This window comes from Brevundimonas sp. S1H14 (assembly GCF_047716865.1).
In the GTDB taxonomy this organism is placed as follows: domain Bacteria; phylum Pseudomonadota; class Alphaproteobacteria; order Caulobacterales; family Caulobacteraceae; genus Brevundimonas; species Brevundimonas naejangsanensis.
Window position 1 is genome coordinate 2,467,512 of the sequence record NZ_CP136679.1, and the last position, 26,347, is coordinate 2,493,858.

Annotated in this window: 21 protein-coding genes; 9 read left to right on the plus strand and 12 right to left on the minus strand. The window is 66.5% G+C overall.

Annotated features, from left to right (window positions below; genetic code table 11):
- Positions 1–61 precede the first annotated feature (61 nt).
- Entirely contained in the window at positions 62–553 is a 492-nt protein-coding gene (locus RSD66_RS12010) for a hypothetical protein (RefSeq protein WP_119413661.1), read from the plus strand.
- Between the two features lie 12 nt (positions 554–565).
- Here RSD66_RS12010 and RSD66_RS12015 read toward each other — a convergent pair whose 3' ends face one another.
- From RSD66_RS12015 to RSD66_RS12025, 3 genes are all read right to left on the minus strand, one after another.
- A complete protein-coding gene (locus RSD66_RS12015; RefSeq protein WP_346524924.1) occupies positions 566–1,369 on the minus strand; it encodes a pyrroline-5-carboxylate reductase family protein in 804 nt (267 codons plus the stop codon).
- Entirely contained in the window at positions 1,369–1,872 is a 504-nt protein-coding gene (locus RSD66_RS12020) for a YbjN domain-containing protein (protein ID WP_024354764.1), read from the minus strand. Before RSD66_RS12020 ends, RSD66_RS12015 begins: the two co-directional genes overlap by 1 nt.
- 79 nt (positions 1,873–1,951) lie before the next feature.
- Positions 1,952–2,239, minus strand: a complete 288-nt coding sequence (locus tag RSD66_RS12025; protein WP_303698179.1) for an accessory factor UbiK family protein — start codon at positions 2,237–2,239, stop codon at positions 1,952–1,954.
- 180 nt (positions 2,240–2,419) lie between these two features.
- On the opposite strand from RSD66_RS12025, the gene lgt reads away from it, so the two are divergent.
- Genes lgt through pgeF form a run of 3 tightly spaced genes read left to right on the plus strand, consistent with a single transcriptional unit; the run spans position 2,420 to position 5,146 of the window.
- Positions 2,420–3,292, plus strand: a complete 873-nt coding sequence (lgt, locus tag RSD66_RS12030; protein ID WP_119413658.1) for a prolipoprotein diacylglyceryl transferase — start codon at positions 2,420–2,422, stop codon at positions 3,290–3,292.
- A gap of 7 nt (positions 3,293–3,299) precedes the next feature.
- Entirely contained in the window at positions 3,300–4,379 is a 1,080-nt protein-coding gene (locus tag RSD66_RS12035; RefSeq protein ID WP_415287974.1) for a class I SAM-dependent methyltransferase, read from the plus strand.
- Positions 4,376–5,146 carry a peptidoglycan editing factor PgeF gene (pgeF, locus tag RSD66_RS12040; protein ID WP_415287975.1) on the plus strand — a complete coding sequence of 257 codons (771 nt, stop codon included), beginning with the start codon at positions 4,376–4,378 and terminating at the stop codon, positions 5,144–5,146. The genes RSD66_RS12035 and pgeF overlap by 4 nt, the downstream gene beginning before the upstream one ends.
- Positions 5,147–5,176: 30 nt before the next feature.
- Here the strand turns inward: pgeF and lpxC are convergent, their stop codons facing one another.
- From lpxC to murC, 8 genes are all read right to left on the minus strand, one after another.
- Positions 5,177–6,076 (minus strand): UDP-3-O-acyl-N-acetylglucosamine deacetylase, encoded by a 900-nt coding sequence (gene lpxC, locus RSD66_RS12045; RefSeq protein ID WP_024354769.1) that lies wholly within the window; start codon positions 6,074–6,076, stop codon positions 5,177–5,179.
- A 242-nt stretch (positions 6,077–6,318) separates the two neighbouring features.
- Positions 6,319–7,911, minus strand: coding sequence for a cell division protein FtsZ (ftsZ, locus tag RSD66_RS12050; RefSeq protein ID WP_415287977.1), 1,593 nt, complete (start codon positions 7,909–7,911; stop codon positions 6,319–6,321).
- A 261-nt stretch (positions 7,912–8,172) separates the two neighbouring features.
- Positions 8,173–11,520: a TonB-dependent receptor domain-containing protein gene (locus RSD66_RS12055; protein WP_415287979.1), complete on the minus strand. Its 3,348-nt coding sequence runs from the start codon at positions 11,518–11,520 to the stop codon at positions 8,173–8,175.
- 358 nt (positions 11,521–11,878) lie between these two features.
- The gene (ftsA, locus tag RSD66_RS12060) at positions 11,879–13,204 is read right to left on the minus strand and encodes a cell division protein FtsA (protein ID WP_024354772.1); all 1,326 of its coding nucleotides are present in this window, start codon (positions 13,202–13,204) and stop codon (positions 11,879–11,881) included.
- 27 nt (positions 13,205–13,231) lie between these two features.
- Positions 13,232–14,071: a cell division protein FtsQ/DivIB gene (locus tag RSD66_RS12065; RefSeq protein WP_024354773.1), complete on the minus strand. Its 840-nt coding sequence runs from the start codon at positions 14,069–14,071 to the stop codon at positions 13,232–13,234.
- Positions 14,059–14,997 (minus strand): D-alanine--D-alanine ligase, encoded by a 939-nt coding sequence (locus RSD66_RS12070; protein WP_024354774.1) that lies wholly within the window; start codon positions 14,995–14,997, stop codon positions 14,059–14,061. The genes RSD66_RS12065 and RSD66_RS12070 overlap by 13 nt, the downstream gene beginning before the upstream one ends.
- A gap of 289 nt (positions 14,998–15,286) precedes the next feature.
- Complete coding sequence (gene murB, locus RSD66_RS12075; RefSeq protein ID WP_415289594.1) at positions 15,287–16,195, minus strand: UDP-N-acetylmuramate dehydrogenase; 909 nt, start codon at positions 16,193–16,195, stop codon at positions 15,287–15,289.
- Between the two features lie 153 nt (positions 16,196–16,348).
- A complete protein-coding gene (murC, locus tag RSD66_RS12080; RefSeq protein ID WP_024354776.1) occupies positions 16,349–17,794 on the minus strand; it encodes a UDP-N-acetylmuramate--L-alanine ligase in 1,446 nt (481 codons plus the stop codon).
- Between the two features lie 146 nt (positions 17,795–17,940).
- On the opposite strand from murC, the gene RSD66_RS12085 reads away from it, so the two are divergent.
- The 4 genes from RSD66_RS12085 to RSD66_RS12100 all read left to right on the plus strand — a co-directional run bounded on the left by RSD66_RS12085 (position 17,941) and on the right by RSD66_RS12100 (position 24,657).
- The gene (locus tag RSD66_RS12085) at positions 17,941–20,022 is read left to right on the plus strand and encodes a catalase (protein ID WP_415287982.1); all 2,082 of its coding nucleotides are present in this window, start codon (positions 17,941–17,943) and stop codon (positions 20,020–20,022) included.
- A 124-nt stretch (positions 20,023–20,146) separates the two neighbouring features.
- Positions 20,147–21,226, plus strand: a complete 1,080-nt coding sequence (locus tag RSD66_RS12090) for a site-specific DNA-methyltransferase (protein WP_415287983.1) — start codon at positions 20,147–20,149, stop codon at positions 21,224–21,226.
- 100 nt (positions 21,227–21,326) lie between these two features.
- Positions 21,327–22,418, plus strand: a complete 1,092-nt coding sequence (locus RSD66_RS12095) for a glycosyltransferase family 4 protein (RefSeq protein ID WP_415287985.1) — start codon at positions 21,327–21,329, stop codon at positions 22,416–22,418.
- Between the two features lie 91 nt (positions 22,419–22,509).
- A complete protein-coding gene (locus tag RSD66_RS12100; RefSeq protein ID WP_415287987.1) occupies positions 22,510–24,657 on the plus strand; it encodes a glycogen debranching N-terminal domain-containing protein in 2,148 nt (715 codons plus the stop codon).
- Here the strand turns inward: RSD66_RS12100 and mutY are convergent.
- Positions 24,654–25,676, minus strand: coding sequence for an A/G-specific adenine glycosylase (gene mutY / locus RSD66_RS12105; RefSeq protein ID WP_415287989.1), 1,023 nt, complete (start codon positions 25,674–25,676; stop codon positions 24,654–24,656). The two genes, RSD66_RS12100 and mutY, sit on opposite strands and share 4 nt — an antisense overlap.
- Positions 25,677–25,697: 21 nt before the next feature.
- Here mutY and RSD66_RS12110 point away from each other — a divergent pair, with 21 nt between their 5' ends.
- Positions 25,698–26,255 (plus strand): DUF721 domain-containing protein, encoded by a 558-nt coding sequence (locus tag RSD66_RS12110; protein ID WP_415287991.1) that lies wholly within the window; start codon positions 25,698–25,700, stop codon positions 26,253–26,255.
- Positions 26,256–26,347: the final 92 nt, after the last annotated feature.

A 26,347-nucleotide genomic window follows, 5' to 3' on the forward strand; every position in this document is an offset into this window, starting at 1 on the left:
CGTAAAATCATCGCCATCTTGTTCAGTGTTCCAGGGGGGCCTGGAATTCTGGAGCCTGACTATGCGTCCTATTGCTTTTCTTGCACCGATCGCCGCCGTTCTCGCCCTTTCCGGCGCCGCTGCGGCTCAACCTTCAGCCGTCGTCGTGACGGTCAGCCCCGACTTCGCCAAGACGGCGGCGGAGCTGGGCGAGCGCGACGTTCAACAGCAGGTCAGCGACCTGACCCGCACGGTCGAGCGCGTGCTGACGGATCGTCATGCGCTGGACGGCGCCCGGCTTGAACTGGTCATCACCGACCTCAAGCCCAACCGTCCCACCATGCAGCAGTTATCCGACAAGCCGGGTCTGGACGCCATGCGCAGCCTGTCGATCGGCGGCGCCGCGGTCGAAGGCACGGTGACGACAGCTTCCGGCGAGGTTCAGCCGGTCAAGTTCGACTACTACACCCCGACCCTGGCCGACGCGCGCGGCGCCACCACCTGGACCGACGCCCAACGCGCCTATGACCGACTGGCCCGCAACCTGGCCGACGGACGTTACGTCAAGCGCTGAAGCGCCTGACGATCAGCCGCTGAGTTCAGTGGACTTGGCGACCGCCGCCTTCACGGCGCTTTCGACAGAATGGTCGAGAGCGCCGTTTTCATTGAGGGCGACCAGACCGGCCTGCGTCACGCCGCCCGGCGAGGCCACACGGTCGATCAGGGCGTTCAGCGCCTCATCGCCCTCTACGCCCGCCGCAGCAGAACGCAGGGTGGCGCGCGCCAGACGCGCGGCGGCCTCGGGCGACAGGCCCTCGGCTTCGCCCGCTTCAGCAAGAGCTCGCGTAAAGGCGAAGAAATAGGCAGGGCCACAGCCGGACACCGCCGTCGCAGCGTGCATCAGCGCCTCGTCGTCCAGCAGGACCGTTTCGGCGATCGGCTCGAACAGCGACTGTCCGGCTTTCAGGGCGTCCGCGTCGGCCGACCACAGCGTCGCCACGCCGCGCGCCTGCGCCACGCCGGTCGTCGGCATGACGCGCACGACCGGGCGGCCGTTGTAACCGTCAGAGATCGTCTCGCCGCGCACCCCGGCCATGACCGAGACGATCACGGCGTCAGAGGCGAGATGCGGCAGCACCGCCTGCGCGGCTTCCAGCCATTTGGCGGGCTTGACGCCGATAACGAAGGCGCGGGCGTTCACCAGTTCTTCCAGCGGCGGATTGATCCGGGCGCCCCTGGCCCGCGCCGCCTCGGCGACCGGCTTTTCGGACGGCGTCAGAATGATCAGATCGGCCGGGTCGACGGCGCCCGTCGCCAGCCAGCCTTCCAGAATGGCCGAGCCCAGGCGTCCCACGCCCTGAAGAACGACCGGACGTCCCACACTAGCCATCAGGCATTGCCCACCGTCTCGAACAGGCAGGCGTCGATCGCCTCCTGCGGCTTCTTGGAGCCGCGCACCATGAAATCGAAGGCTGGATAATAGCGGTCCGCCGCCTCGACCGCCGCGTCGATCATGGACGCGGCCTGCGCGAGCGTCGGGCGTTCGGTGTGCGGGAGGGCCAGGGCGTGGCGGAAGACGATCTCGCCCTCGTCCGGCCAAATCTCGAAATGGCCCAGCCAGGTGCGCTGATTGATCATGGAGACCAGTTCATAGGCCGCCGCGCGGCGCGTCTTGGCCACGCGAAGGTCCAGCGCCAGGCACAGCTGAAGGCAGTCGCCTTCGGGCCGCCAGGCGAACCACAGCTCATAGTCCTTCCAGTCGCCGGCCAGGGCGAAGGCCAGATCGCCCTCGTCCGTGCGGTCGAACGGCAGATTCTCCGCCGTCAGGACGTGTTCGACCACATCCAGCGGATCAAAGGGCAGGTCGACCTCTTCGGGTCTCACAGCATCCATCAGGCGTTCAACTTCTTCAGCAACGACAGCGACTCAAGTGAGCGCTTTCGAGGACGGTAGGCGTGTTCGCAGATTCGGCTCAACCGGCTGAATCCGGGGTCGAGGCTGCGTCTGTGGACGATCCCTTGGCGGCCTTCTTCGGGGCGACGGCGGCGGCCTTCAGCGCCGCGATCTCAGCCCGCAGGGCGGCGATCTCGTCTTTCAGCACGTCGAACTCGTCGCGGCGCACCAGATCCATCTCGGCGACGAAGCGGTCGGCCTGGGCGCGCCAGGCGGCCTTGGCCTCTTCGCCCGCGGCCTGGGCCAGGCCCATGGCGCCGGTGGTCAGCTTGGCGAACTCATCAAGGAGGGGATTGCGCGTCTGCATGGGGGCCTCTTGAGAACTCCCGGACCATCGGGCCCGGACATGGTTAACGGTGCATTGATTTGGGTAAACCAAACCTTACCTGCCAGCGGCCTATAGACTGCTTCGCGGGAAAAGCGCGCGACGAATGCAGTCCCGCTTGCTAGACCATGGGCAACTTCTGAAGGCGCAGACGGAGGCCCCGTGCCCTTTCCCGAATTCGACCCCGTCCTGATCCATCTCGGCCCCCTGCCCATCCGCTGGTACGCCCTGGCCTATGTGGCCGGCATCGTCCTGGGCTGGTGGTATGCTTCTCGCCTGGCCAAGACCAAGCGGCTGTGGGCGCCCGGCAAGCCGCCGGTGACGGGACCGCAACTGGACGATCTGGTGCTGTGGATCACGCTGGGCGTCATCCTGGGCGGCCGTTTCGGCTACGCCCTCTTCTACAAGCCGGCGATGTTCACCCAACTGTTCACCGGCGACAGCTGGGGCGAGCGGCTGGAATTGCTGCAATTGTGGACCGGGGGCATGAGCTTCCACGGCGGCTTCCTGGGCGTGGTCGTGGCCCTCGCCCTGTACGCCCGTCGCCAGAAGGTGAACCCGCTGAGCCTGGGCGACCTGATCGCCCCGGTCGCGCCGCTGGGCCTGTTTTTCGGCCGCATCGCCAACTTCATCAACGGCGAGCTGTGGGGCCGTGAGACGACGGTCCCGTGGGCTATCCGCTTCTGCAACGAGCGCATCCAGCAGATGTACGGTTTCTGCCCCGCCGGCAACGAGCCGCGCCACCCCAGCCAGCTTTATGAGGCCGGGCTTGAGGGCCTGCTGCTGTTCATCGTCCTGTCGCTGGCGATCTGGAAGTGGCGCATGTTCAAGCGCCCCGGCTTCGTCACCGGCCTGTTCCTGCTGGGCTACGGCGTCTGTCGCGCCGCGCTGGAGAACGTGCGCCAGCCCGACGCCGGGCTGGAGAACCTGCCGCTGGGCCTGACCATGGGCATGATCCTGTCGATCCCGATGATGCTGGTCGGCGCCTGGCTGATCTGGCGGGCGCTGAAGAAGCCGGAAGTCGCGGAGGCGTAAGACTACTATGGCGGAGACGCTCAACGACCGACTGGTCCGCGAGATCGTGCTGACCGGGCCGATGACGGTGGCGGACTACGTCACCCGCTGCCTACACGACCCCAGGGGCGGCTATTACGCCACGCGCCCGGCGCTGGGGGAACGAGGCGACTTCATCACCGCCCCCATGGTCAGCCAGATGTTCGGCGAACTGATCGGCCTGTGGGCCGTCGAGACGTGGAGCCGCCTCGGCGCGCCCGAGCGGGTGCGGCTGGTCGAGGTCGGCCCCGGCGACGGCACGCTGATGTCCGACGTGCTGCGCGCCGCGCGGCTGGTTCCGGCCTTCCTAGAGGCGATCGACCTGATCCTGATCGAGCCCAGCGCCCCCTTACGCGCCGAACAGGCCCGGCGCCTGACCGACGCCGACGTGCATCCGCGCTGGCTCAGCGCCCTGCACAAGGTCGAGACCGACGCCCCGGTCCTCCTGATCGCCAATGAGGTGCTGGACTGCCTGCCCGCGCGCCAATTCATCAAGACCGAAGGCGGCTGGGCCGAGCGCCGCATCGGCGTCACCGACGACAATGAGCTGACCTTCGGCCTGACCGCCATCGCCGACGGCTTCGAGGCGCCCGGCTTCGACGTCGAACCGGGCCAGATCATCGAGATTTCCGAACAGCAGGCCGCCTTCGGCCGCGATCTGGCCAGCCTGATCCGGGCCGCCTCGGGCGCCGCCCTGCTGATCGACTACGGCCGCAGCAGGCCCGAGGCAGGCGACACCCTTCAGGCCCTGCGGCGACATCAAAAGGTCGATCCCCTATCGACGCCGGGAGAAGCCGACCTGACGCAATGGGCCGATTTCCCCCTGGTTCTGGAGGCCGCCGTGCGCGGCGGCGCCGACGTCACCGGCTGCGTCGGTCAGGGCGCCTTCCTCAAGGCGCTGGGGATCGAAGCCCGCGCCCAGCGGTTGATGCAGGGACGCCCCGAAGCCGCTCCGGTCATCCAGCGTCAGCTGGATCGCCTGACCGCACCGGACCAGATGGGCGAACTGTTCAAGGCGGCGGCGATCTTCTCGCCGCGCTCGCTGGCCCTGCCGGGATTTGAAGTATGAGTTTGGCCCCCATCACCCACCCGTTGCTCGACAGGGCCGGGGTGCGCCACGGCTTCTTCACCCGCGCGGGCGGCGTATCCGAGGGCGTCTACGCCGGGCTGAACGCAGGCGTGGGGTCCAGGGACGACCCAGCCCACGTCGCCGAGAACCGCCGCCGCGTGGCCGAATGGATGGGCGGCGCCGCTGACGACCTGTGCGGCTGTTATCAGATCCACTCCGCCGTCGCTCGCGTGGCCGAAAGCGGCTGGGCCGGAGAGCGTCCCGAAGGCGACGCCGTGGTCGCGGGCGTGACGGGACCGGTCCTGACCGTCCTGACCGCCGACTGCGCCCCCGTCCTGTTCGCCGACGCCGAGGCGGGCGTGGTCGGCGCCGCCCACGCAGGCTGGAAGGGAGCCCTTGGCGGGATCATACACTCGACCGTCGCCGCCATGCAGAGCCTGGGCGCCGAACCGGGGCGCATCGTCGCCGTCGTCGGCCCCTGCATCGCGCAAGGCTCATACGAAGTCGGCGCCGATTATCAGGACCGCTTCGCCCACCACGACCCCGGCAGCGAACGCTTCTTCGCTCCCGGCGCGACCGACGACAAACGTCAGTTCGACCTGCCCGGCTTCGTCCTATGGCGTCTGGAACAGGCAGGCGTTAGCGAAGCGGCATGGACCGGCGACGATACCCGCGCTGATGCAGAGCGCTTCTACTCCAACCGCCGGGCCTATCTGGCGGCCGAATCGGACTTCGGCCGGTTGATCAGCGCAATCACGCTAAGCTGACCCTTCTCCCTCAAGAGGAGAAGGAAGGCCTCAGCCCGCCATCGCCATGTCAGGCACGCGCACTGTTTCGCGCCACGCGTCCGGCTGGGCCAGCAGGGCGCGGACCAGCTTGTTGTTCAGGGCGTGGCCCGCCTTGACGCCTTCGTAGCGGCCCAGCAGCGGCGCGCCGAGGACATACAGGTCGCCGATGGCGTCCAGCGCCTTGTGGCGCACAAACTCGCGTTCCATGCGCAGGCCGCCGGGGTTCAGGATCTGGTCGCCGTCGATGACCACGGCGTTCTCCAGCGAGCCGCCGCGGGCCAGACCGGCCTGACGCAGGGCCTCGACCTCATGGGCGAAGCCAAAGGTGCGCGCGGCCATGATGTCCGAACGGAAGGTCGCCTCGTCCACCACGAAATCCACCACCTGATTGCCGATGACCGGCGTGGGGAAGTCGATCTCGAAGCGCATCTCATAGCGGTCGCAGGGCAGAAGGACAGCGGACTTGTCGCCCTCCTCCACCCGGATCGGCTTCAGGATTTCGATAAAGGTCTGGGGCGCTTCCTGACGACGGAAGCCCGCGCGGTCCAGCAGTTGCACGAACTGCAGCGCCGAGCCGTCCAGGATCGGCAGTTCCGGCCCATCCACCTCGATCACGGCGTTGGAGACGCCCAGCGCCGACAGGGCCGCCATCAGGTGCTCGATGGTCGACAGGCGCACGCCCGCCGCATTCTCGATCATGGTGTTCAGGCGCGCGTCCACGACCGCCTCGCCCGAAACGGGGATGCGGTTGTCGCGGTCGGTGACGTCGGTGCGCACGAAGACGATGCCGTGGCCGGGCGCAGCCGGCCGCACCACCAGACGCACGCGGCGGCCGGTGTGCACGCCGACGCCGGCGCAGATGGCCGGGGCGACGATGGTCTGTTCGTACTGGTCGTTGCGGACCGTCACTCGGATACTCTCTGTTGCGCGATCCGCCCCAGGCAGGACGGTCTTCGCCTCACCCGACGTTTAACCACGCCGCCGCCAGGTCGAAAGCCAAGTCCAGTTTCGGATTGTTTCGGTTCGGTTACGGCAAGGCTTGAAACAGCCTGTCGCCGGGCAGCCATCCAACATCGGCCGTGATGAACGCCAAAAGAAAACGCCCCGGAGGTCGGCTCCGGGGCGTTCAATATCAGGGCTTTTTGGGTCGATCAGTTCGCGAGGCGGCGAAGAAAGGAAGGGATCTCCAGGTCGTCATCGTCGGACTGGCCCACCTGCGGGTCTTGCTGTTGGGGCTGCATCGACTGGGTCTGGCGCAACTGCTGGGTCGTGCGGTTCGACGACGGCGGCGGCGCATAGGATTGTTGCTGCTGCGGCTGCTGACGCTTGCGGCCGAACAGGCTCCAGCCGCTGCGGCGGTGATCGCGTTCGTCATAGAAGGGCTCTTCGGCGGGCTCTTCATGACGGGCGGCCGGACGCTGGGCCGGTTGCTGCGGCGCAGGCTGCTGACGCTGCGGGGCGCGATCGAAATAGAGGTCGCCCTGCTCAGTCGAGGCCGCAGGCTGAGTCCGGCTGGCGCCCTGCTCATATTCCTCGACCCACGGATCGACGATCGGCTCCAGATTGCGCGGCGCGTCACGGATGACAGGCTCAGGCTTGGCTTCAAACTTCGGTTCCGGCGCGCGGGCGGCCGGGGCTTCATAGGTCGGGGCCGGGGCCGGTTGCGACGGCGCCTCGCGCACGGGGTCGATGCGGACTTCCGGCTGACGCGGCGCAGAAGCCGACGGAGCGCCCGTTCGGCTGAAGGTCTGACCCTGCGGCTCGATCTGCTGGATGACGGCCTCGTCCATGCCGGTCGCGACGACCGAGACGCGGATCTTGCCGTCCAGGGCCGGGTCGAAGGCGGCGCCGAAGATGATGTTGGCGTCGCCGTCCACTTCGCCGGCGATGGCGTTGGCGGCCTCGTCGACTTCCAGCAGCGTCATGTCCATGCCGCCGGTGATGTTCACCAGCACGGCCTTGGCGCCCTTCAGGCTGGTTTCGTCCAGCAGCGGGTTGGCGATGGCGTTCTGGGCCGCCAGCAGGGCGCGGTCGTCGCCCGTGGCCTCGCCCGTGCCCATCATGGCCTTGCCCATCTCGCTCATCACGGCGCGGACGTCGGCGAAGTCGAGGTTGATCAGGCCCGGCAGGATCATCAGGTCGGTGATCGAGCGCACGCCCGAGTGCAGGACCTGATCGGCCATGCCGAAGGCGTCCGAGAAAGTGGTCCGCTCATTGGCGACGCGGAACAGGTTCTGGTTCGGAATGACGATCAGGGTGTCGACGTAACGCTGCAGTTCGGCCACGCCCGCGTCGGCCAGGCGCATCCGGTGGCGGCCTTCGAAGGTGAAGGGCTTGGTCACGACGCCGACGGTCAGGATGCCGCGATCACGGGCGCATTTGGCGATGACCGGCGCTGCGCCGGTGCCGGTGCCGCCGCCCATGCCGCAGGTGATGAAGACCATGTGCGCGCCTTCCAGGTGCGCGTGAATCTCGTCGGCGCTTTCCTCGGCGGCGTTCATGCCGACCTCGGGGTGGGCGCCCGCGCCCAGGCCTTGCGTGATGGTCTCGCCCAGTTGGATGCGACGGTCGGTCTTGGCGAAACTCAGATGTTGGGCGTCAGTATTGGCGACGACGAACTCCACCCCCTCAAGGCCGGAGTCGATCATGTTGTTGACGGCGTTTCCGCCCGCTCCGCCTACGCCGAACACGACGATGCGGGGCTTCAATTCCGTGGCTTCCGGCCTGACCAGCGAGAGAGACATTGTGTAATTCCGACCTAAGGACCCTGCCCTTCGTCCCCAACGCGAAATCCCCGCCGAATCGCATTGGTTATGAGCGCGTTAAGGAAAACCCTGTCTGAGTTAACGAAGAGTTACCCTCGGTAGCGTGAGTCGGATGGATTGGGAGCCTGGCAAGCTAGCTGGACCGCAAATATTCTTTAGATCGCTCCCTTAGAGGCCCTTGGCATGAAAAAAGGGCGGCCCCGAAAAGCCGCCCTTTCATCTTGGCTACTCAGCCCAGTTTTACCACGGGCGGTAGTTCAGGCCGATGTTGAAACGACGACCATAGGGGTCGAAGTTCGAGTAGAGAGTGGTGCCCAACCACGGCGCCTGTTCGGCGTCGAAGATGTTGGTGACACCGGCCCGCAGGGTCAGGTCGTCACGAACATTCCAACGCACCGTCAGGTCGTTGCGCACGAAGTTACCCGTACGCAGATATTCGACCGGCTGGCTGTCAGGGTTATTCACGAAATCGCGATAATTCACGATGTCTTGTGAGGTTTGCCAGTCAGCTACCCAAGTGACGGTCCAGTCTTGGTTCGGCGACCAGGCCAAGCGAGACGTGAAACGCACGCGCGGGTAGAACGGCCGCGAAGCAAGCGGAGTATAGGCATTCGGGTTGGCTGTGGACAGGAAGTTGTCCTGCTGGATCAGCCACAGACCGCCGATGCTGTAATCGAACCGACCCCAGTTCCGGCCGATCATTTCCTCCGAGTCGAAGGAATAGCGAGCCGTGAAATCGAGGCCGCGCGTTTCCATCTTGGCGTAGTTAATCGGCTGCTGACGGAAGCCGCCGACCGGATCCCCGTTCGGAGCGCCAACGCGGAAGGCCACCGAGCGCTCGGCTGCAGAGCTGCCGGCCACGGCCGCGACGTTGCGGTAGACCAGCGAGCAGGCATCCGGGTTCAAGTTAGGACCGCTGCTGACGCAGGATTCCGCCAGGCCCTGAGCCGAAGGCGTGGCGATGACGTCCTCAATCCGAATCTCATAATAGTCGAGCACCGTCGAGAAATTCGGGATGAAGCTCGGCTGCCAGACCATCGAGAAGGTGAAGGATTCCGAAGTTTCCGGGCGCAGGTTGGTGTTCCCGCCAGAAACGCCGGCCACGCCAGAAGCGTAGACGCCGGTCGAGGGGTTGCCCGGAACGAAGTCATCGTCCGGATCGGCGGTCGTACCAGCAAAGTCGAAGGTTAGGCCTTTCTGAGCGGCCAGCGCCGTACAGTTGGCGATCCGGTATGACTTGATATCCTGATCAACCAGGCGGGAAATAATAGCCGTGGCGCAAGGATCTGCGAAGCTGTTACCGAACGTCTCGGTGAAGGGGCTGAAGTTTTCACCCAGGTTCGGAACGCGTATAGACGTGTTGAAGCTGGTCTTGAATGCAATATCGCGGATCGGGCGATAGACGAAGTTGACCCCATAGACGTCCTGGCCGCCGATCGTCGAATAGTCCGAGTAACGATAGCTGCCGCTTAGCTCAGCATACTCCCCAAGGAAGCTGTCACGGAACAAGGGGATCGAGATTTCCCCAAACAGCTCACGCGATTCGTAAGAAGCGCCCTCGAAGTCCGGGCCCGTATTCAGGAACAGCCAACGGCCTGCAGTGTCCTGATCACGCCCGACCGCCTCGGTATATTCCTTGCGGTATTCGGCGCCGACCGCGACCCCGATGGCGCCAGCGCCCCACATATCCCACAGTTGCCCCGACACAGACGCCACGGCGTCGTGTTGACGGTTCAGCTCATGGACAGTGATCGACGCGTCAACATACTTCAACGCCTCAGCGCTCTGGTTGCCGGCACCGAAGATGTTCAGCGGCGTACATTGATCCAGAGCGGCCTTGCCGCCCGGCGTGTCACGCAGGTCGCCGCCAACGTTCCAGTCTTCGACGAACCCGCCGTTGGCCTGGATCAGCTTGGCACGACAGACGATCTCGCCTGCCTTGCCGTTGACGACGCCGGCGGTGTCCACGACGGCATCGGCGGCAAGGTTGAAGCGCAGGACGTCAACACCACGTTCGGTGTTCTGCATCTTCGCCTGGCCATAGGTGTAGCCGATATCCCAGCTCAGGTTCTTGATCGGACCAAACGCGTCATGGTCGCCGGTCAGCCCCACGACATAGCGTTGCAGTTCACGATCATTATCCTGGCTGCGATCCGGGCCGAACATGGCGTGACGCGCCCATTGACGGCTGACAGGGGCCAAAGCCGCACCCGGCGCAGTCGTCGTCGGGTTCGCATAGTTCGTCACCATGTTGGCGCGAATAGCGTCCTTGATATTCGACGGAAGATAGGCGTTATCCGACCAATTTAGGATAAAGGCCGAAGTTCCGATTATGTAGTTAGTCTCATTACTACCAGTATAACCATCAGCGAGATAGACATCGAAGAATGTAGGCTGCGAAATATCAAAGGTGTTTTCCTTGATATATTTCGCTTCGGCGTAAGCCTTAATGCTGTCATTCAGATGGAAGGTTGCGCCCGTCTGATAGCGTTGCGATTCCGATTCCGGAACACGGCTGTCGGTCGAGAACATCGACGGGTTCTCGCCGTCGCCGCCGATGTTGTAGGGGCGGTTATTACCGACCACGCCAACACGCGAACCAAAGTTGGCCAAGCGAGCCGTGCCGCCATCGAACCAATAGGTCTTGGCCGGATCAACCGAATAGCAGTTCGCGCTATTCACAGCCGTACAATTCGCTACCGGCACGTTCGGATTGGTCGAAGCACTAGGCTGCTGTGCGTTCGCGATCGTCAGCGATCCCCAACGCGGGCGATCTAAACGGACCACACCCGTGTACAGAAGGTTGTCGAGGATACCGTCATAGTTCGGACCAATATCCGTCGACGTAGGATCGGCGTCCATGCCGATGATAACCGGCGCGCGACGCAGCCAGTCGATGTCCATCGAGGTGACCGCGTCGGACACTTCGTATTCAGCGTGGCCGTAGACGTTCAGGCGGTCGTTGAAGAAGTTCTTGCCCGCCAGCGCCGAGATACGGCGAGCACTCTGACCGTCTTCGTTGATGCGAGCGTAGTTGGCGTCGATTTCAACGCCTTCGAAATCCTTACGCAGGACGAAGTTCAGAACGCCCGACACGGCATCGGCGCCGTAAACCGAAGACGCGCCGCCGGTCACGATTTCCACGTTCTGAATCAGCAGGCGCGGGATGGTGTCCACGTCCACAGACAGCGACCCGCCGTTGGAGCCGACATGGCGACGACCATCGACCAGCGTCAGGGTGCGATTGGATCCCAGCGAGCGCAGGTTGGCGAGCGACAGGCCGCCATCGCCCAGACCAGAGCCCGTCGTGTCAGACGGCACCACCGAGTTCGACAGAGCAGGAATAGTGGCTAGGTAGTCGATCATGGTCGACTGGCCACTTTCCAGCAGCTGTTCGCGTTGAACTTGGATCAGCGGCGTCGGAGACGTGGTTGGGTCACGGCGAATACGCGAACCCGTGACGACAATCTCTTCGACCTGGGACACCTGCTCCTCAGGTTGCGTCGACTGCGCCAGCGCCGGCGCCGAGATCGCCATTACGCCAGCGAGGACCGTCGTCCCAAAAAGATAACTGCGGTTCATTTTCATTGGATGTGCCCCAACCTTGTTAAACTCAAAGCGCCCAGGGAATTGAAGGACCCTTGTTAGCTTGGGTCTAACCAATAGCGGCCGGCAAGCAAGCTTTGTGTCGTGAATGGGGCCAATAAACGTCGTTCGTGTAACAATACGGCCACAACCCTGCCTCAGTTGGGGCCTGAACAAGGCATCTAAAACGAAGGTCGGTGAATTATAATTTTCGAAATTGCGCGAGGCGCGCATGAGCAGATTCGCGCTTGCATGACAGCAAGCGGGGGACCCCGGCTCGTATTAATTCCGCACCTACGGTATGACAGGCTCGTCGCCCGAAGCGCCGGAGTTGCGTAAGCCCCGCTGCGGAGTACAACGCTTACAAATTATCCCGCAGCCACCCGGCCGCGCGGGCCACCATGCCCCCGCGATGCACCTTGGGGGCGTCAGCGGCGGTGATCTGGCGGGACATCAGTTTGCGAGCGGAGACCGCCTCGCGCGGGCCGTAGGCGGCGCGAAGCAGGACGCCGGCGGCTGAGCAGAAGGCCGGGCCGGCGGCGGCGTCGGCCAGGTGAGGCGCGCGTTGCGGGCGGCCCAGGCGCACCGGGCGGTCGAAGACGCGCACGGCCAGTTCGCGCACGCCGTTCAACTGGCTGGCGCCGCCGGTCAGGACGAGGCCTGCGCCGGGCTCCAGGCCCATGCCTGCGTGTTTCAAACGGTCGCGCAGCAGCTCCAGCGTCTCTTCCACGCGTGGAGCGATGACGGTCTTGAGCATGGCGCGCGGGACGATGACGGGACCGGCCGAGGCGTCCTCGCCGCGCGGCGGGGCCTCCAGCATTTCGCGGTCTTCATTGGCCGACGCCATGGCCGAGCCGTGCAGGGTTTTCAGCCGTTCGGCGCCGACGCGCGAGGTCGAAAGGCCGCGCGCGATGTCGGCGGTCACATGGTCGCCGCCGACGTTCAGGCTTTCGATGTGCAGCAGGGAGCGTCCGCCCCAGACCGCCGCCGAGGTCGAGCCGCCGCCCATGTCGATGCACAGGGCGCCCAGCTCCATCTCATCTTCTTCCAGCGCGGCGAGGGATGAGACGACGGGCGCGGCGGCCACGCCCTGAAGGTCGAGATGGGCCAGTTCGAGGCAGTGGCTGAGGGCGTTGAACGATCCCTCGGACATGGAGACAACCAGCAGATCCAGCCCCAGCGAGCCGCCGCGCATTGAGCGCGGATCGTGGACGCCGCGCGCCCCGTCCACAGACCAGGCGATGGGCAGGACGTGGATCGGACGCCGGTTCGGCAGGCGAATCTGGGCCAGGGCCATTCCGATGGCGCGCGCCAGATCGGCGTCGCTGATCGGGTGGGAGCCGAGAGAGACACGCGCCTGCACCCGGTGGCTGGCCATCTGGCCAATGGCCGTGGTGACGACGACGCCGGAGACTGGCGCTCCGGCCGCGCGCTCGGCGCGTTCGACGGCGTGGCCGATGGCCTGCGCGGTTTCGTCCATGTTGACGATGGCCCCGCCCTTGACGCCGCGCGACTGGACGTGGCCGGCCCCGGCGACGCGGATGGTGCGGTCGGCGTGGCGCACGCCGTCGGGCTTCATGATGAAGCAGGCGACCTTGGACTGACCGAGATCGAGCGCGGCCACGACCGGCGCGCGCGGCGCGCCCCTGCCCTGTTCCGGCTTCATGTCTCGGCTGCGTCCAACCATGGGGTCGTGTCCTAAGAGGTCAGAGAGTTAAACGGCGCCTTCGGAAGGGCGGACGGCCACTTCTTCCGGCGTGCGAAGGTCGATGCGGGCGAAACCCAGGTCCAGCAGGCGTTCGCGCTGGTCGAGGGCGTCGAGGCGGATGAGGGCGGATTCCTGATCCACGGCGGGCAGCTGGATCAGGGCGCCGTCCTTGAGGCGCAGATCCCAGCGGCGCTCGTCCACGCGGACCAGGGCGTCGATCTTGGCCATCAGGCGCGGGCGCTGGGCCAGCAGGGGCAGGACGTCGGAGGCGGCCTGATCGGCGCCCTTGCCCACCACCAGCGGCAGGCGCGGATATCTGCCCGCGTCGGCGCCGGAAATGACGAGTCCCTGCGCGTCGATGACGTGGGCCTTGCCGCCCACCTGCCAGACGGCGAGGCGGTCGTGTTCCTTGACGTCGACGATCAGGGTGTCCGGCAGCAGGCGCACAACGCGCGCTTCCTTGACCCAGCCGACCGACTGCACCCGGTCGCGCACGGCGGCCAGGTCCAGGCTGACGATGGGCTGATCCGCATGGACGCCGACGGCGGCGCGCACGGCGGCGGCGGCCTCGGGCGAGGCGCCGGTGACATGGACCTGACGCACCTTCAGACCCATGCCGGTCGTCACGGCGTCAAAGCGTTCGCTGACGGCGGTCGAGATACGCTCGGCGCGCGCGCCGGTCGCCAGCACGGCCGCCAGTATGCCGACGCCGACCACCAGGGTCGCCGCCACGACGCGCGGCGACATGTCCAGACGGCCGATCTCGGCCGCGCGGCCGGACGGAGCGCCACGAGCGCCGCCCTTGCCCGAAGACTGTCGCCGACCGCCGCGTACTACCGCGGGCATGAGGCGTCCTCCACCATCCAACGTACCAGTTCGCGATAATCCATACCGACAAAGGCCGCCTGCTCAGGGACGAGCGAGGTCGGGGTCATGCCGGGCTGGGTGTTCACCTCCAACAGAACGAGAACGTCGTTAACATCGTCATAACGGAAGTCGGCTCTGGAAACGCCTCGGCAACCCATGGCCGCGTGGGCCAGCTCGGCCTGACGTAAAGCCTTGTCAAAAACGTGCGGCGGCAGCTCGGCGGGCAGGACATGGCGAGAGCCGCCGGGCGCGTATTTGGCCTCATAGTCGTAAAAGCCCTTGGTCGGGGTGATGTCGGTGATGGTCAGGGCGCGCGGGCCGGTCGCCTCGCCGATCACGCTGACCGCCAGTTCCTTGCCGGGGATGAAGGGCTCGACCATCACCAGATCGCCATAGGCCCAGTCGTCGGCGCCGACCTCAGCCACCGGACGGTTGGCGCCTTCACGCACCAGGAAGACGCCGACGGACGAGCCTTCGGCGTTCGGCTTGACCACATAGGGCGGGTCAATGACGTGACGCGACGCCACCTCGTGCCGGTCGAACAGGCCGCCGCCGGGCACGATGACGCCCGCCGCGTGCAGAACGGCCTTGGACTTGTCCTTGTCCATCGCCAGGGCGGAGGCCAGCACGCCGGAATGGGTATAGGGCAGTCTCAGCGTCTCGAGGATGCCCTGGACGCAGCCGTCCTCGCCCCATTTGCCGTGCAGGGCGTTGAAGACGACGTCGGGCTTCAGCGCCGTCAGCACCTGGGCCAGATCGCGCCCGGCATCGACGCGCGTGACCTTGGCCGCCTGCCCTTCCAGAGCATCCGCGCAGCCGCGGCCCGAGGACAGCGAGACCTCGCGTTCCGACGACAGGCCGCCCATCAGGACGGCGACATGGAGGGTGTTCAGGGGCGCACGCATGGCAACATCCGAAGACTAGCCCGTCCCTATGCCCTGAATACGGTTAACCGGTTGGAAACGATACGGGTCGCTGGAAGGAAATTCGCAAGATTTCCACCCTCTCCCTATGGGAGAGGGCTTGAGCCTCCAAGAGCGCAGCGATTGGAAAAGGCGAAAGGGTGAGGGTTCGCGGCGACAGAAAGAAACGCGGCGGCTTACGCCGACTGACGGGACAAACCCCTCACCCTTTCGCGCAAGAACGATCGCCTTCGGCTCTCGTGCGCTCAAGCCCTCTCCCGCCGGGAGAGGGTTATTTGCGCCCGATCCGACGGATTTCCCAGTTCAACTGCACGCCCGTCTTCGCCAGCACATCGGCGCGGACGGCTTCGCCCAACCCCTCGATGTCGGCGGCCGTCGCCTCACCGGGGTTGATCATGAAGTTGGAATGAAGCTCGCTGAACTTGGCGCCGCCTCCGGTGACGGCGTGCAGCTTGCCGCGCCAGCCCGCGTCATCGACCAGCTTCCACGAGGAATGACCCTCGGGGTTCTTGAAGGTCGAGCCGCCGGTCTTTTCGCGGATCGGCTGGGTCTTCTCGCGACGCTCGCTGATCTCGCTGATGCGGGCGGCGACCGCCTCGGGCGCGTCGGGCGTGCCGCGATAGGTCGCCTCGATCCAGATGATGTCGGCGGGGGCGTTGGAGTGCCGGTAAGTGTAGCCGAACTCGGCCAGGGCCAGCTCGACCCGCTCGCCCCTGCGGTTCAGGCCCCAGGCGGACACCAGCACGTCCTTCGTCTCCGCGCCGTAGCAGCCCGCGTTCATCGTCAGGGCGCCGCCGATGGAGCCGGGGATGCCCGCATAGAACTCCAGCCCGGCGATGCCCGCCTTGGCCGAGGCGCGCGCCACCATGCTGTCCAGCGCGCCCGCGCCCGCCGTGACCGTGTCGCCCTCGGCTGTCACCTGGCCCCAGGCGCGGCCCGCCAGACGGATCACCACGCCCTCGACCCCGCCGTCGCGCACGATCAGGTTGGAGCCGACGCCAATCGCCGTCACCGGCACGCCCTCGGGCAAAGCCTTCAGGAAGTCGGCCAGATCTTCGGCGTCCGCCGGGATGAACAGGGCGTCCGCCGCCCCGCCGACACGGAACCAGGTGTAAGGCCCCAGCGGCTCGTTCAGCAGCAGCTTGCCGCGCACGGCGGGGAGATTATCGCGCCAAGGCATCATTATTTCCGCTCATCCCCGCGGAGGCGGGGACCCAGTAAGAGCTACTGCGATGCCCGCTCATGACAACCCGCGCAAGACCCCGAGCGTCGCAGCCTGAAGCCAAAGCACTGGGTCCCCGCCTCCGCGGGGATGAGCGGGTGGTGGGAAGGCTCAGCCCAGCGCCTCCAGCTGCGCCGGCAGGGCGTAGGCCCAGCTGGTGATGTCGCCCGCGCCCAGCAGCACGACCAGATCGCCCGGCTTCGCCTCTTCACGGATGACGCGCGGCAGGGCGGCGGCGTTCTCCAGCGCGGCGACGTGGCGGTGGCCGTAGCGGCGGACGCCCTCGACCAGGGCGTGCTTGTCGACGCCCTCGATCGGCTGTTCGCCCGCCGGATAGACGTCGGCGACCAGCACGCTGTCGGCGTCCGAAAAACAGGTCGAGAAGTCCTGCATCAGGTCGCGCAGGCGGGTGTAGCGGTGCGGCTGGACCACGGCGATGACGCGGCCGGGATTGTCCGCGTTGTGGACCACCTGACGTGCGGCCTTCAGCACGGCGGCGATCTCAACCGGGTGGTGGCCGTAGTCGTCGATGACCCGCACGCCATGGGCCACGCCCGTGGTGGTGAAGCGGCGCTTGACCCCGCCGAAGCCGGCGAGTCCTGAGCGGATGGCGTCCTCGTCCACCCCGATCTCGCGCGCCACGGCGATGGCGGCCAGGGCGTTGGAGACATTGTGCCAGCCCGCCATGGGGAGATGCAGGTCCTCGATGCGCGCAGGCTCTTCCAGAGCATCCATGCCCTGACGCTGGATCACCACGTCGAAGCGCGACCCGTCCGGGTCCATCCGCACATTGTCGGCGCGGACCATGGCCTGCGGATTGAGGCCGTAGGTGACCAGACGGCGATTGTCGATCTGGGCCGCCAGCTTCTGCACCTCGGGGTGATCGAGGCAGACCACGCCGAAGCCATAGAAGGGAATGTCCTCGATGAAGTCGCAGAAGGCCTTCTTCACCGCATCGAAGTCCCCGTAGTGGTCAAGGTGCTCCGGGTCGATGTTGGTGATGATCGCGACCGTACATTTCAGGCGCAGGAAGGAGCCGTCGCTCTCGTCCGCCTCGACCACCATCCAGTCGCCGTCGCCGACCTTGGCGTTGGTGCCATAGGCGTTGATGATGCCGCCGTTGACCACCGTCGGGTCCAGCGAACCCGCGTCCAGCAGGGCCGCCACCATGGAGGTCGTCGTCGTCTTGCCGTGGGTGCCGCCGACGCCGATCGAGAACTGCAGCCGCATCAGCTCGGCCAGCATCTCGGCCCGGCGCACCAGAGGGATGCGGCGTTCGCGCGCCACCATCAGCTCGGGGTTCGTCGCCTTGACCGCCGTGGAATAGACCACCGCCGAGACGCCCTCGGTCACATGGGCCGCGTCGTGGCCGATGTAGATGCGGGCGCCCAGTTTCTCGAGCCGCTCGGTGTTGGCGCTGGCCTTGGCGTCCGAGCCCTGCACCTGATAGCCGATCTTCAGCATGATCTCGGCGATGCCGCTCATGCCGATGCCGCCGATGCCGACGAAGTGGACGGGCCCAAGGGCGAACGGAACGGGGCGAAGACGACGGATCATGCACGCCTCATAGCCGCACCGTCGCCGACTGCGAAGACGCCCAGGACGCCTGCGCGGCATTATATGTAAAATCGGCTAGACCCGGCACCCAATTGCGCAGACCGAACGTTCGTTGCTCGCCACTGACGGCTAGGAGGAGCGACGCGGTGCCCGAAAAATCGACAAAGCAGGACATCATCGGCCAAGGCGGGGAGCTGCATCAGCAGGCCTCGACGCCCCAGACGCGGCTGACCACCAACCACGGGACGCCGATCAGCGACAACCAGAACTCGCTGAAGGCCGGGCCGCGCGGGCCGACACTGCTCGAAGACTTCATCCTGCGCGAGAAGATCCAGCATTTCGACCACGAGCGCATTCCCGAGCGCATCGTCCACGCGCGCGGCTCGGCCGCACACGGCGTGTTCGAGCTGACCGAGAGCCTCGAACAATACACCACAGCCAGGATCCTCACCGAGGTCGGCGAGAAAACCGAACTGTTCGCCCGCTTCTCGACCGTGGCGGGCGGCGCGGGTTCGATCGACACGCCGCGCGACGTGCGCGGCTTTGCGGTGAAGTTCTACACCAAGGAGGGGAACTGGGACCTGGTGGGCAACAACATCCCGGTCTTCTTCATCCAGGACGCGATCAAGTTCCCCGACCTGATCCACGCCGTGAAGATGGAGGCGGACCGCGGCTATCCGCAGGCTGCGTCCGCCCACGACACCTTCTGGGACTTCGTCGGCCTGATGCCCGAGACCACCCACACGGTGATGTGGGCCATGTCGGACAGGGCCATCCCGCGCTCCTTGCGCATGATGGAAGGTTTCGGCGTCAACACCTTCCGCCTGGTCAACGCCAAGGGCGAGTCGCACTTCGTCAAATTCCACTGGCGGCCCAAGCTGGGAACGCAGGCGACCTGCTGGGACGAGGCGGTGAAGATCGCCGGGGCGGATCCCGACTTCCACCGCCGCGACCTGTTCGACGCCATCGACCAGGGCGACTTCCCCGAGTGGGACTTCGCGGTGCAGGTGCTGACACAGGCCGAAGCCGACGCCCTGCCCTTCGACATCCTGGATGCGACCAAGATCATCCCGGAGGAAATCCATCCGCTCAAAGTCATCGGGCGCATGACGTTGAACCGGAACCCCGACAACTTCTTTGCTGAAACGGAGCAGGCCGCCTTCCTGCCGACCAACATCGTTCCGGGCATCGACTTCTCGGACGACCCGCTGCTGCAGGGGCGGCTGTTCTCCTATCAGGACACCCAGCTGTCGCGGCTGGGCACGGTGAATTTCCACCAGATTCCGATCAATCAGGCCAAGGGCTGCCCCTTCCAGAACTTCCAGCGCGACGGCCATATGCAGACCCAGGTCCCGACCGGCCGCGCCAACTATGAGCCCAACAGCCTGGCTGAGGCGGGAGAGGACGGCGGCCCCCGCGCCGACGCCGAGGGCGGCTTCACCAGCTTCCGCGAGCCGGTGGAGAAGGAGAAGGTGCGACTGCGCTCCGAGACCTTCGCCGACCACTACAGCCAGCCTCGGCTGTTCTTCGCCAGCTTGGCGGCGCCGGAACAGGCCCACCTGGCTTCGGCCATCGTGTTCGAACTGTCGAAGGTCTCGCTGAAACACGTGCGGAACCGCGTGATGGGCAATCTGCGCAACGTCGATGAAGACCTCGCCAAACGAGTCGCCGACGGCCTGGGCATGGCCCTGCCCGAAAAGACTCCAGCGGCGGCCGAGCCGATCGACCTGGACCCGTCGCCCGCCGTGCGTCTGATCGGCAAATACCCGGACAGCCTGAAGGGGCGGAAGGTCGGCGTCCTGGTCACCGACGGCGCCGACGGCGCCGTGGTCAAGGCGGTGCAGGACGCGGCCAAAGCGGCCGGCGCAGCGGTGGAGATCATCGCGCCCAAGCGCGGAGGGGCCAAGCTGAAGGACGGCTCTACGCTGAAGGCGGATCATCAGCTGGCGGGCGCGCCCTCGGTGCTGTTCGACGCGGTGGCCCTGGTGCTGTCGGCCGACGGCTGCAAGCAGTTGCTGACCGAAGGCGCAGCCATCGACTTCGCCAAGGACGCCTTCGGCCACTTGAAGGCCATCGGTCATACGCCCGAAGCCCAACCCCTGCTCGACAAGGCCGGAGTCGAGGGGGATGCCGGCGTGATCGACCTCTCGACCAGCGCCGACGCCTTCATCAAGCCCGCAGCCACACGCCAGTGGGACCGTGAGCCCAAGGTCCGCACCCTGGCTTGACGCCATGAAATGGGGCGGCCGCCGCGCGCCGCCCCATTTCCTTCGCCTCTTCTGAATCTTGGTTACTCTGCCTTAACCGTAAGGATTCACCATAAGCGCCTCATCTGTCCGGGGCCGCTTATCCATGTCCGAGTTGAAGACCGACGTCATCCTGCGTGGCAACTGCATCGAGGTGCTGAAAGGCCTGCCGGACAAGTCGGTGGACATGGTCTTCGCCGACCCGCCCTATAATCTGCAGCTGGGCGGCGACCTGCTGCGTCCCGACAACTCCAAGGTCGACGCGGTCGACGACGACTGGGACAAGTTCGACAGCTTCGCCGCCTATGACGCCTTCACCCGCGCCTGGCTGGGCGAGTGCCGCCGCGTGCTGAAGGACGAGGGCTCGCTCTGGGTCATCGGCAGCTATCACAACATCTTCCGCCTGGGCGCGGCGATGCAGGACCTGGGCTTCTGGGTGCTGAACGACATTATCTGGCGCAAGTCGAACCCGATGCCGAACTTCAAGGGCACGCGCTTCACCAACGCCCATGAGACCCTGATCTGGGCCGCCAAGTCGCGCGATCAGAAGCGCTACACCTTCAACTACGACGCGCTGAAGGCCTTCAATGAAGACACCCAGATGCGCTCGGACTGGACGCTGGCCCTGTGCACCGGCCACGAGCGGCTGAAGGACGACGACGGAAACAAGGCCCATCCGACCCAGAAGCCCGAAGCCCTGCTGCACCGCGTGCTGCTGTCGGCCAGCCGCGTCGGCGACGTGGTGCTGGACCCCTTCTTCGGCACCGGCACGACGGGCGCGGCGGCCAAGCGTCTGGGTCGTCATTTCATCGGCATCGAGCGCGACGAGACCTACGCCAGGCTGGCTGAAAAGCGCATCAAGGCGGTCATCCCCGCCGCGCCGGAAGACCTGGTCGTCACCGGCTCCAAGAAGGCCGAGCCCAAGGTGCCGTTCGGCGCTCTTGTCGAGGCCGGGCTGCTGGCGCCGGGCGACAAGCTGTACTGCCCCAAGGGCGAACGCGAGGCGCGAGTGCGGGCCGATGGTTCGCTGGTGTCCGGCGCCCTGACCGGCTCGATCCACAAGTTGGGCGCCCTCCTGGAAAACGCTCCGGCGTGCAACGGCTGGACCTACTGGCGCTTCAAGACGGACACTGGCCTGCGCCCCATTGACGCTCTGCGCGCCGAGATCCGGGCCGGGATGCAGTAGGCGGGATTGGGGACTATCGTTCCAGCAACGCTGGAACCCGTGAGAACCTGGGCGGATTGAGGTTTCGGCGCCGCGTATCAACGCGGCGCAGGAGCCAGTCATGAAAATTGCTCAAGTCACGCCTTTGTATGAGGCCGTGCCGCCCCGGCTTTACGGGGGCACGGAGCGGGTGGTGGCCCACCTGACCGACGCCCTTGTCGATCTTGGCCACGACGTCACCCTGTTCGCCAGCGCCGATGCCCGCACCCGCGCCCGCCTCGTCCCTGTCCGCGATCAGGCCATCCGTCTTGACCCTGCGCCGCTGAAGTCAGATCTCGCGGCGCATATGGGTCAGTTGGCCGAAGTGCTGGACCGCGCCGACAACTTCGACATCATCCACTTCCACACCGACATGATCCACTTTCCCTTCTTCGAGGGCTGGGCTGACAAGACGGTGACAACCCTGCACGGACGGCTGGACCTGAAAGACCTGGCGCCTGTCTATGAGCGCTGGTCGGAGTTCGGCCTGGTGTCCATTTCCGACGATCAACGTCGCCCCCTGCCCCATGTGAACTGGCGCGCCACCGTGCATCACGGCATGCCCGGCGACCTCTATCGATTCTCGCCCCGTTCGCAGGGCTATCTGGCCTTCCTGGGCCGCATCTCGCCGGAAAAGCGCCCGGACCGCGCCATCGAGATCGCGACCCGGATGAACAAACCGCTGAAGATCGCAGCCAAGGTCGACGCGGCCGACCGCGTCTATTGGGAGACGGTGATCGAGCCGCTGGTGCGAGACAATCCTCTGGTCGAGTTCGTCGGCGAGATCGGCGATGCGGACAAATCGGCCTTCCTCGGCGGCGCCGAGGCCCTGCTGTTCCCCATCGACTGGCCCGAGCCCTTCGGCCTGGTGATGATCGAGGCCATGGCCTGCGGCACGCCAGTCGTGGCCTTCGCTTGTGGTTCAACGCCTGAAATCATCGAGGACGGCGTCACCGGCTTTCTGGTCTCGACAATGGAGGAGGCGGTCGCTGCAACCGCCAAGGCGTTTGAACTGAACCGCGAGGATATCCGCAGCCGTTTCGACCTGCGGTTCTCGGCTACGGCGATGGCGCGTCGCTATCTGGACGTCTACGGCGGGATTCTGGCGCGGCGACCCTTTGCTGCGCCTATGCGGGTTCTGGAGGAAGAGAAGACCTTCGCCGCCCTGGCCTGACGAGCCTCGCCGTTTTCATCTGAACTGAATTGCGACCCCGACCGTTCGCTTCGAACCAGGCGGGGGAGCTGAACCGCAAGCGGAGACGCTTATGGACGACGCCTATTCGGTCCAGGCCACGGCCGCCGACACCAATGATCAGGACGGGCTTGAGACCCTGATGGCCCTGAAGGACGGCGACGCCTTCCTGGTCGCCGATCACTGGGGGGATGTGAAGGCGGGCGCCGACGGCCTGTTCGAGCGGGACACGCGGCTGCTGTCGCGCTTCGTCCTGACGGTCGGACGGACGCGGCCGTCGCGGCTCAGTTCAGGCGTGACCAAGGACAATGTCTTCTTCACCTGCCACTCGACCAACCGGCCCCTGCCGCCGATGGGCGGGCGCTCGGCCCCGGCGGGGGTGCTGCATCTGGAGCGGCGGCGCTTCATATGGGACCGGAGGCTGTTCGAACGGGTGCGGATGGTCAACCACGGCGTCGAGGATATCCTGCTGCCGCTGACGTTCGAGTTCGACGCCGACTTCGTCGACATCTTTCAGGTGCGCGGCACGCCGAGAAGCAAGCGCGGCGAAATCCATCCGCCGGTGATCGACGGCCGGCGCGTCACCTTCAGCTATACGGGGCTGGACGGGGTGAAACGCACCAGCTGCCTGGCCTTTTCCGAGCCGCCCGCCCGCCTCAGCGCCAATCGGGCCGAGTTCATGTTCAGCCTGCCGCGCGGGCGCAGCCTGGACCTGTTCATCGAATGCGGTCTGGACGCCTGCGACCAGCCGGACGAGACGCGCTGGCGTTGGCACGGCATTCTGGCGCGACTGGCCATGCGGCGGCGGCTGCGCAGGGGCGCGATCGTCGAGGGCGGACGCAACCAGGGCTTCAACGACTGGCTGCGGCAGTCGCGCGCCGATATCGCCCTTCTGGTCACCGACCTGCCGACCGGCCCCTATCCTTACGCCGGGACGCCGTGGTTCTCGACCCCGTTCGGCCGCGACGGCATCATCACCGCCTGGCAGATGCTGTGGATCGACCCCGGCCTGGCCAAGGGGGTGCTGACCTATCTGGCCTCGCGTCAGGCGACCGAGACCAACGCCTTCATGGACTCCGCCCCCGGCAAGATCATGCACGAGACGCGCGGCGGCGAGATGAGCGTGCTGGGAGAGGTCCCCTTCGGCCTCTACTACGGCGGGGTCGACACCACCTGCCTGTTCATCGCCCTGGCCGGCGCCTATGCCAGACGCACCAACGACTATGAGACGATCCGCGTCCTGTGGCCCAATCTGATCGCGGCGGCGGGCTGGATGAACGACTACGGCGACAGCAACGGCGACGGGTTGATCGACTACGCCCGCGCGGCCGACACCGGCCTGTCGAACCAGGGCTGGAAGGATTCTGAAGACTCCATCTTCCACGTCGACGGCCGCTTTCCCAAGGGGCCGATCGCCTTGCTGGAAGTCCAGGGCTACGCCTTCGCCGCCTGGAAGGCTCTGGCCGAAATGGGCGCCGTCCTCGGCGACGGCCGCGCCGACGAATGGGCGAACCGGGCCGAGGCGCTGCGCGCCCTGGTCGAGGAGCGCTACTGGATGGAGGACGAGGGCTTCTACGCCATCGCCCTGGACGGCGACGGCGAGCAATGCCGGGCCATAGGCTCCAACGCCGGGCACCTGCTGTTCACGGGCCTGCCCTCGCACGAGCGGGCGCGGCGGGTGACGCGGCGGATGCTGACGGCCGAGTTCCGCTCAGGCTGGGGCCTGCGGACCCTGGCCAAGGGGCAGGCCCGCTTCAACCCGATGAGCTATCACAACGGCTCGGTCTGGCCGCACGACACGGCGCTGGCTGCGGCCGGCATGGCGCGTTACGGCGAGCGGCATGCCGTGGCCATGCTGCTGGGCGAGATCTACGGCTCGGCCGCCCATTTCCAGATGCGCCTGCCCGAACTGTTCTGCGGCTTCGTGCGCGAAACGGGCGAACCGCCCATCGCCTATCCGGTCGCCTGCCTGCCGCAGGCCTGGGCGGCCGGGTCGGTCTTTCTGATGATGCAGTCGGTGCTGGGCCTGAGCATCGACGCCGCCGAGGGTCTGGTCGAGGTCAACAATCCCGCCCTGCCCGCCGGGCTGGATCGACTGTCGATCACGCGGCTGAAGGTCGGCGACGGGGTGATCGACCTGCACTTCCAACGCCTGAACGGTCATGTGGTGGTCATGCCACGCGAACGCAGCGGGACGGTGAACCTAAGGGCGACGGGCTAGGCGGCGCCCAGAGCCCGCTCCAGCGCCTTCCTGAACACGGTCGGCAGGGCTTTGGCCGCCTCGTCCGCCGGGGTCCATGAGAAATCGCCCTCGCCCGTCGCCACATGCACCTCCAGCGTCAGGCTGAAGTGAGTGAAGACGTGCTCGACCGATCCGGCCGCGCGCCAGTCGCCCCCGGTCGGCGGGGCGAAATCCGGCGCCGCGCTCCAGTCCGAGGTCGGCAGGCCCGCCATGCCGCCCAGCAACCCCCTGTCCGGCCGCCGCACCAGGGCGACTCGACCCGCGCCATCCGTCAGCACATAGGCGTGGCCGCGCCGATGCGGCCGCTCGGCCTTCTTCGTCTTCAGGGGATAGCGTTCAGGCGTCCCCGTCTTCAGCGCCTCGCAGCCGAAGGCGAGCGGACACTGATCGCACAGCGGCGACCGGGGCCGACAGACGCCCGAGCCCAGATCCATCAGCGCCTGCGCCCAGTCGCCCGGCCGGTGCTCGTCCACAAACAGGGCCGCCAGCCGCCGCAGTTCGGGCCGCGCGGCGGGCAAAGGGGTCTCGACTGCGAACAGGCGGCTCATCACCCGCTCGACATTGCCGTCGACGACATTGGCGGGCTGGTCGAAGGCGATGGCGGCCACGGCGGCGGCGGTATAGGCGCCGACTCCCGGCAGGGCCAGAAGCTCGGCCTCGGTCTGGGGAAAGACGCCGCCGTATTCGGCCGCCACGGCGCGGGCGCAGGCCAGAAGGTTTCGCGCCCGGGCGTAGTAGCCCAGCCCCGCCCAGGCGGCCATCAACTCCGCGTCCTCGACAGCCGCCAGGTCGGCCACCGTCGGCCAGCGCGTCGTGAACCGCTCGAAATACGGCGCGGCGTGCGGCACCGTCGTCTGCTGCAGCATCACCTCGGACAGCCAGACGCGATAGGGATCGGTCTTCGTCTTCGCCCCCGGCGGCGCGCGCCACGGCAGGCTGCGCGCATGGGCGTCGTACCAATCAAGCAGGGCGGCGCGGAGAGAGGGGACGTCGGTCATCGGTCAGGCTATATAGGACGAATGCGTCGTCCCCTGCCCACCGAAAGCGAAGCGCGCGAAATCCTGGCTCGACGCCGGACGCGCCCGCCGTTGCGCCCGCCGCCCCCTGCGGGCCGGTCGCTGGCGCCGCTGATCAAGAAGCTGGACGCCCAGTTCGGGCGCGGCGCCTCGGCGCTGGAGCCGCGCTGGGTCGAGATCGTCGGCGAACGTCTGGCCCGCGTCACTCGCCCGCAGAAGCTGACCAAGGGACGCGGCAATGCGGGCGGAACGCTGGAGTTGCGCGTCGCAGGCCCCGCCGCCCTGCTGGTCCAGCACCAGTCGGCTGATATCATCCAGCGGGTGAACCTGTTTCTGGGCGCAGGTTCGGTCGAGAAACTGCGCATCGCCCAAGGGCCGGTGAAGCCCCTGCCTGCCGAGGGCGCCAGGCCCCGCCCGCGCGGCCGCGCGGTCATGCCGCCCCTGCCCGCCGCGATGGAAGCGGAGCTGAACGCCTCGGTCGAGGCGGCCCCTGACGGGCTGAAGGCGGCGCTGGGCAAGCTGGGGCGCGCCGTGCTGTCGCAGCCCCCGCGCAAAGAGTGACGTTGACAAACCTTCGCCACCGGCGTTCTCGACATTCAGACGTTTTCGCTCGCGCGCGAGAATCGCGCGACGGTTCCGCATCTCATTTCTGA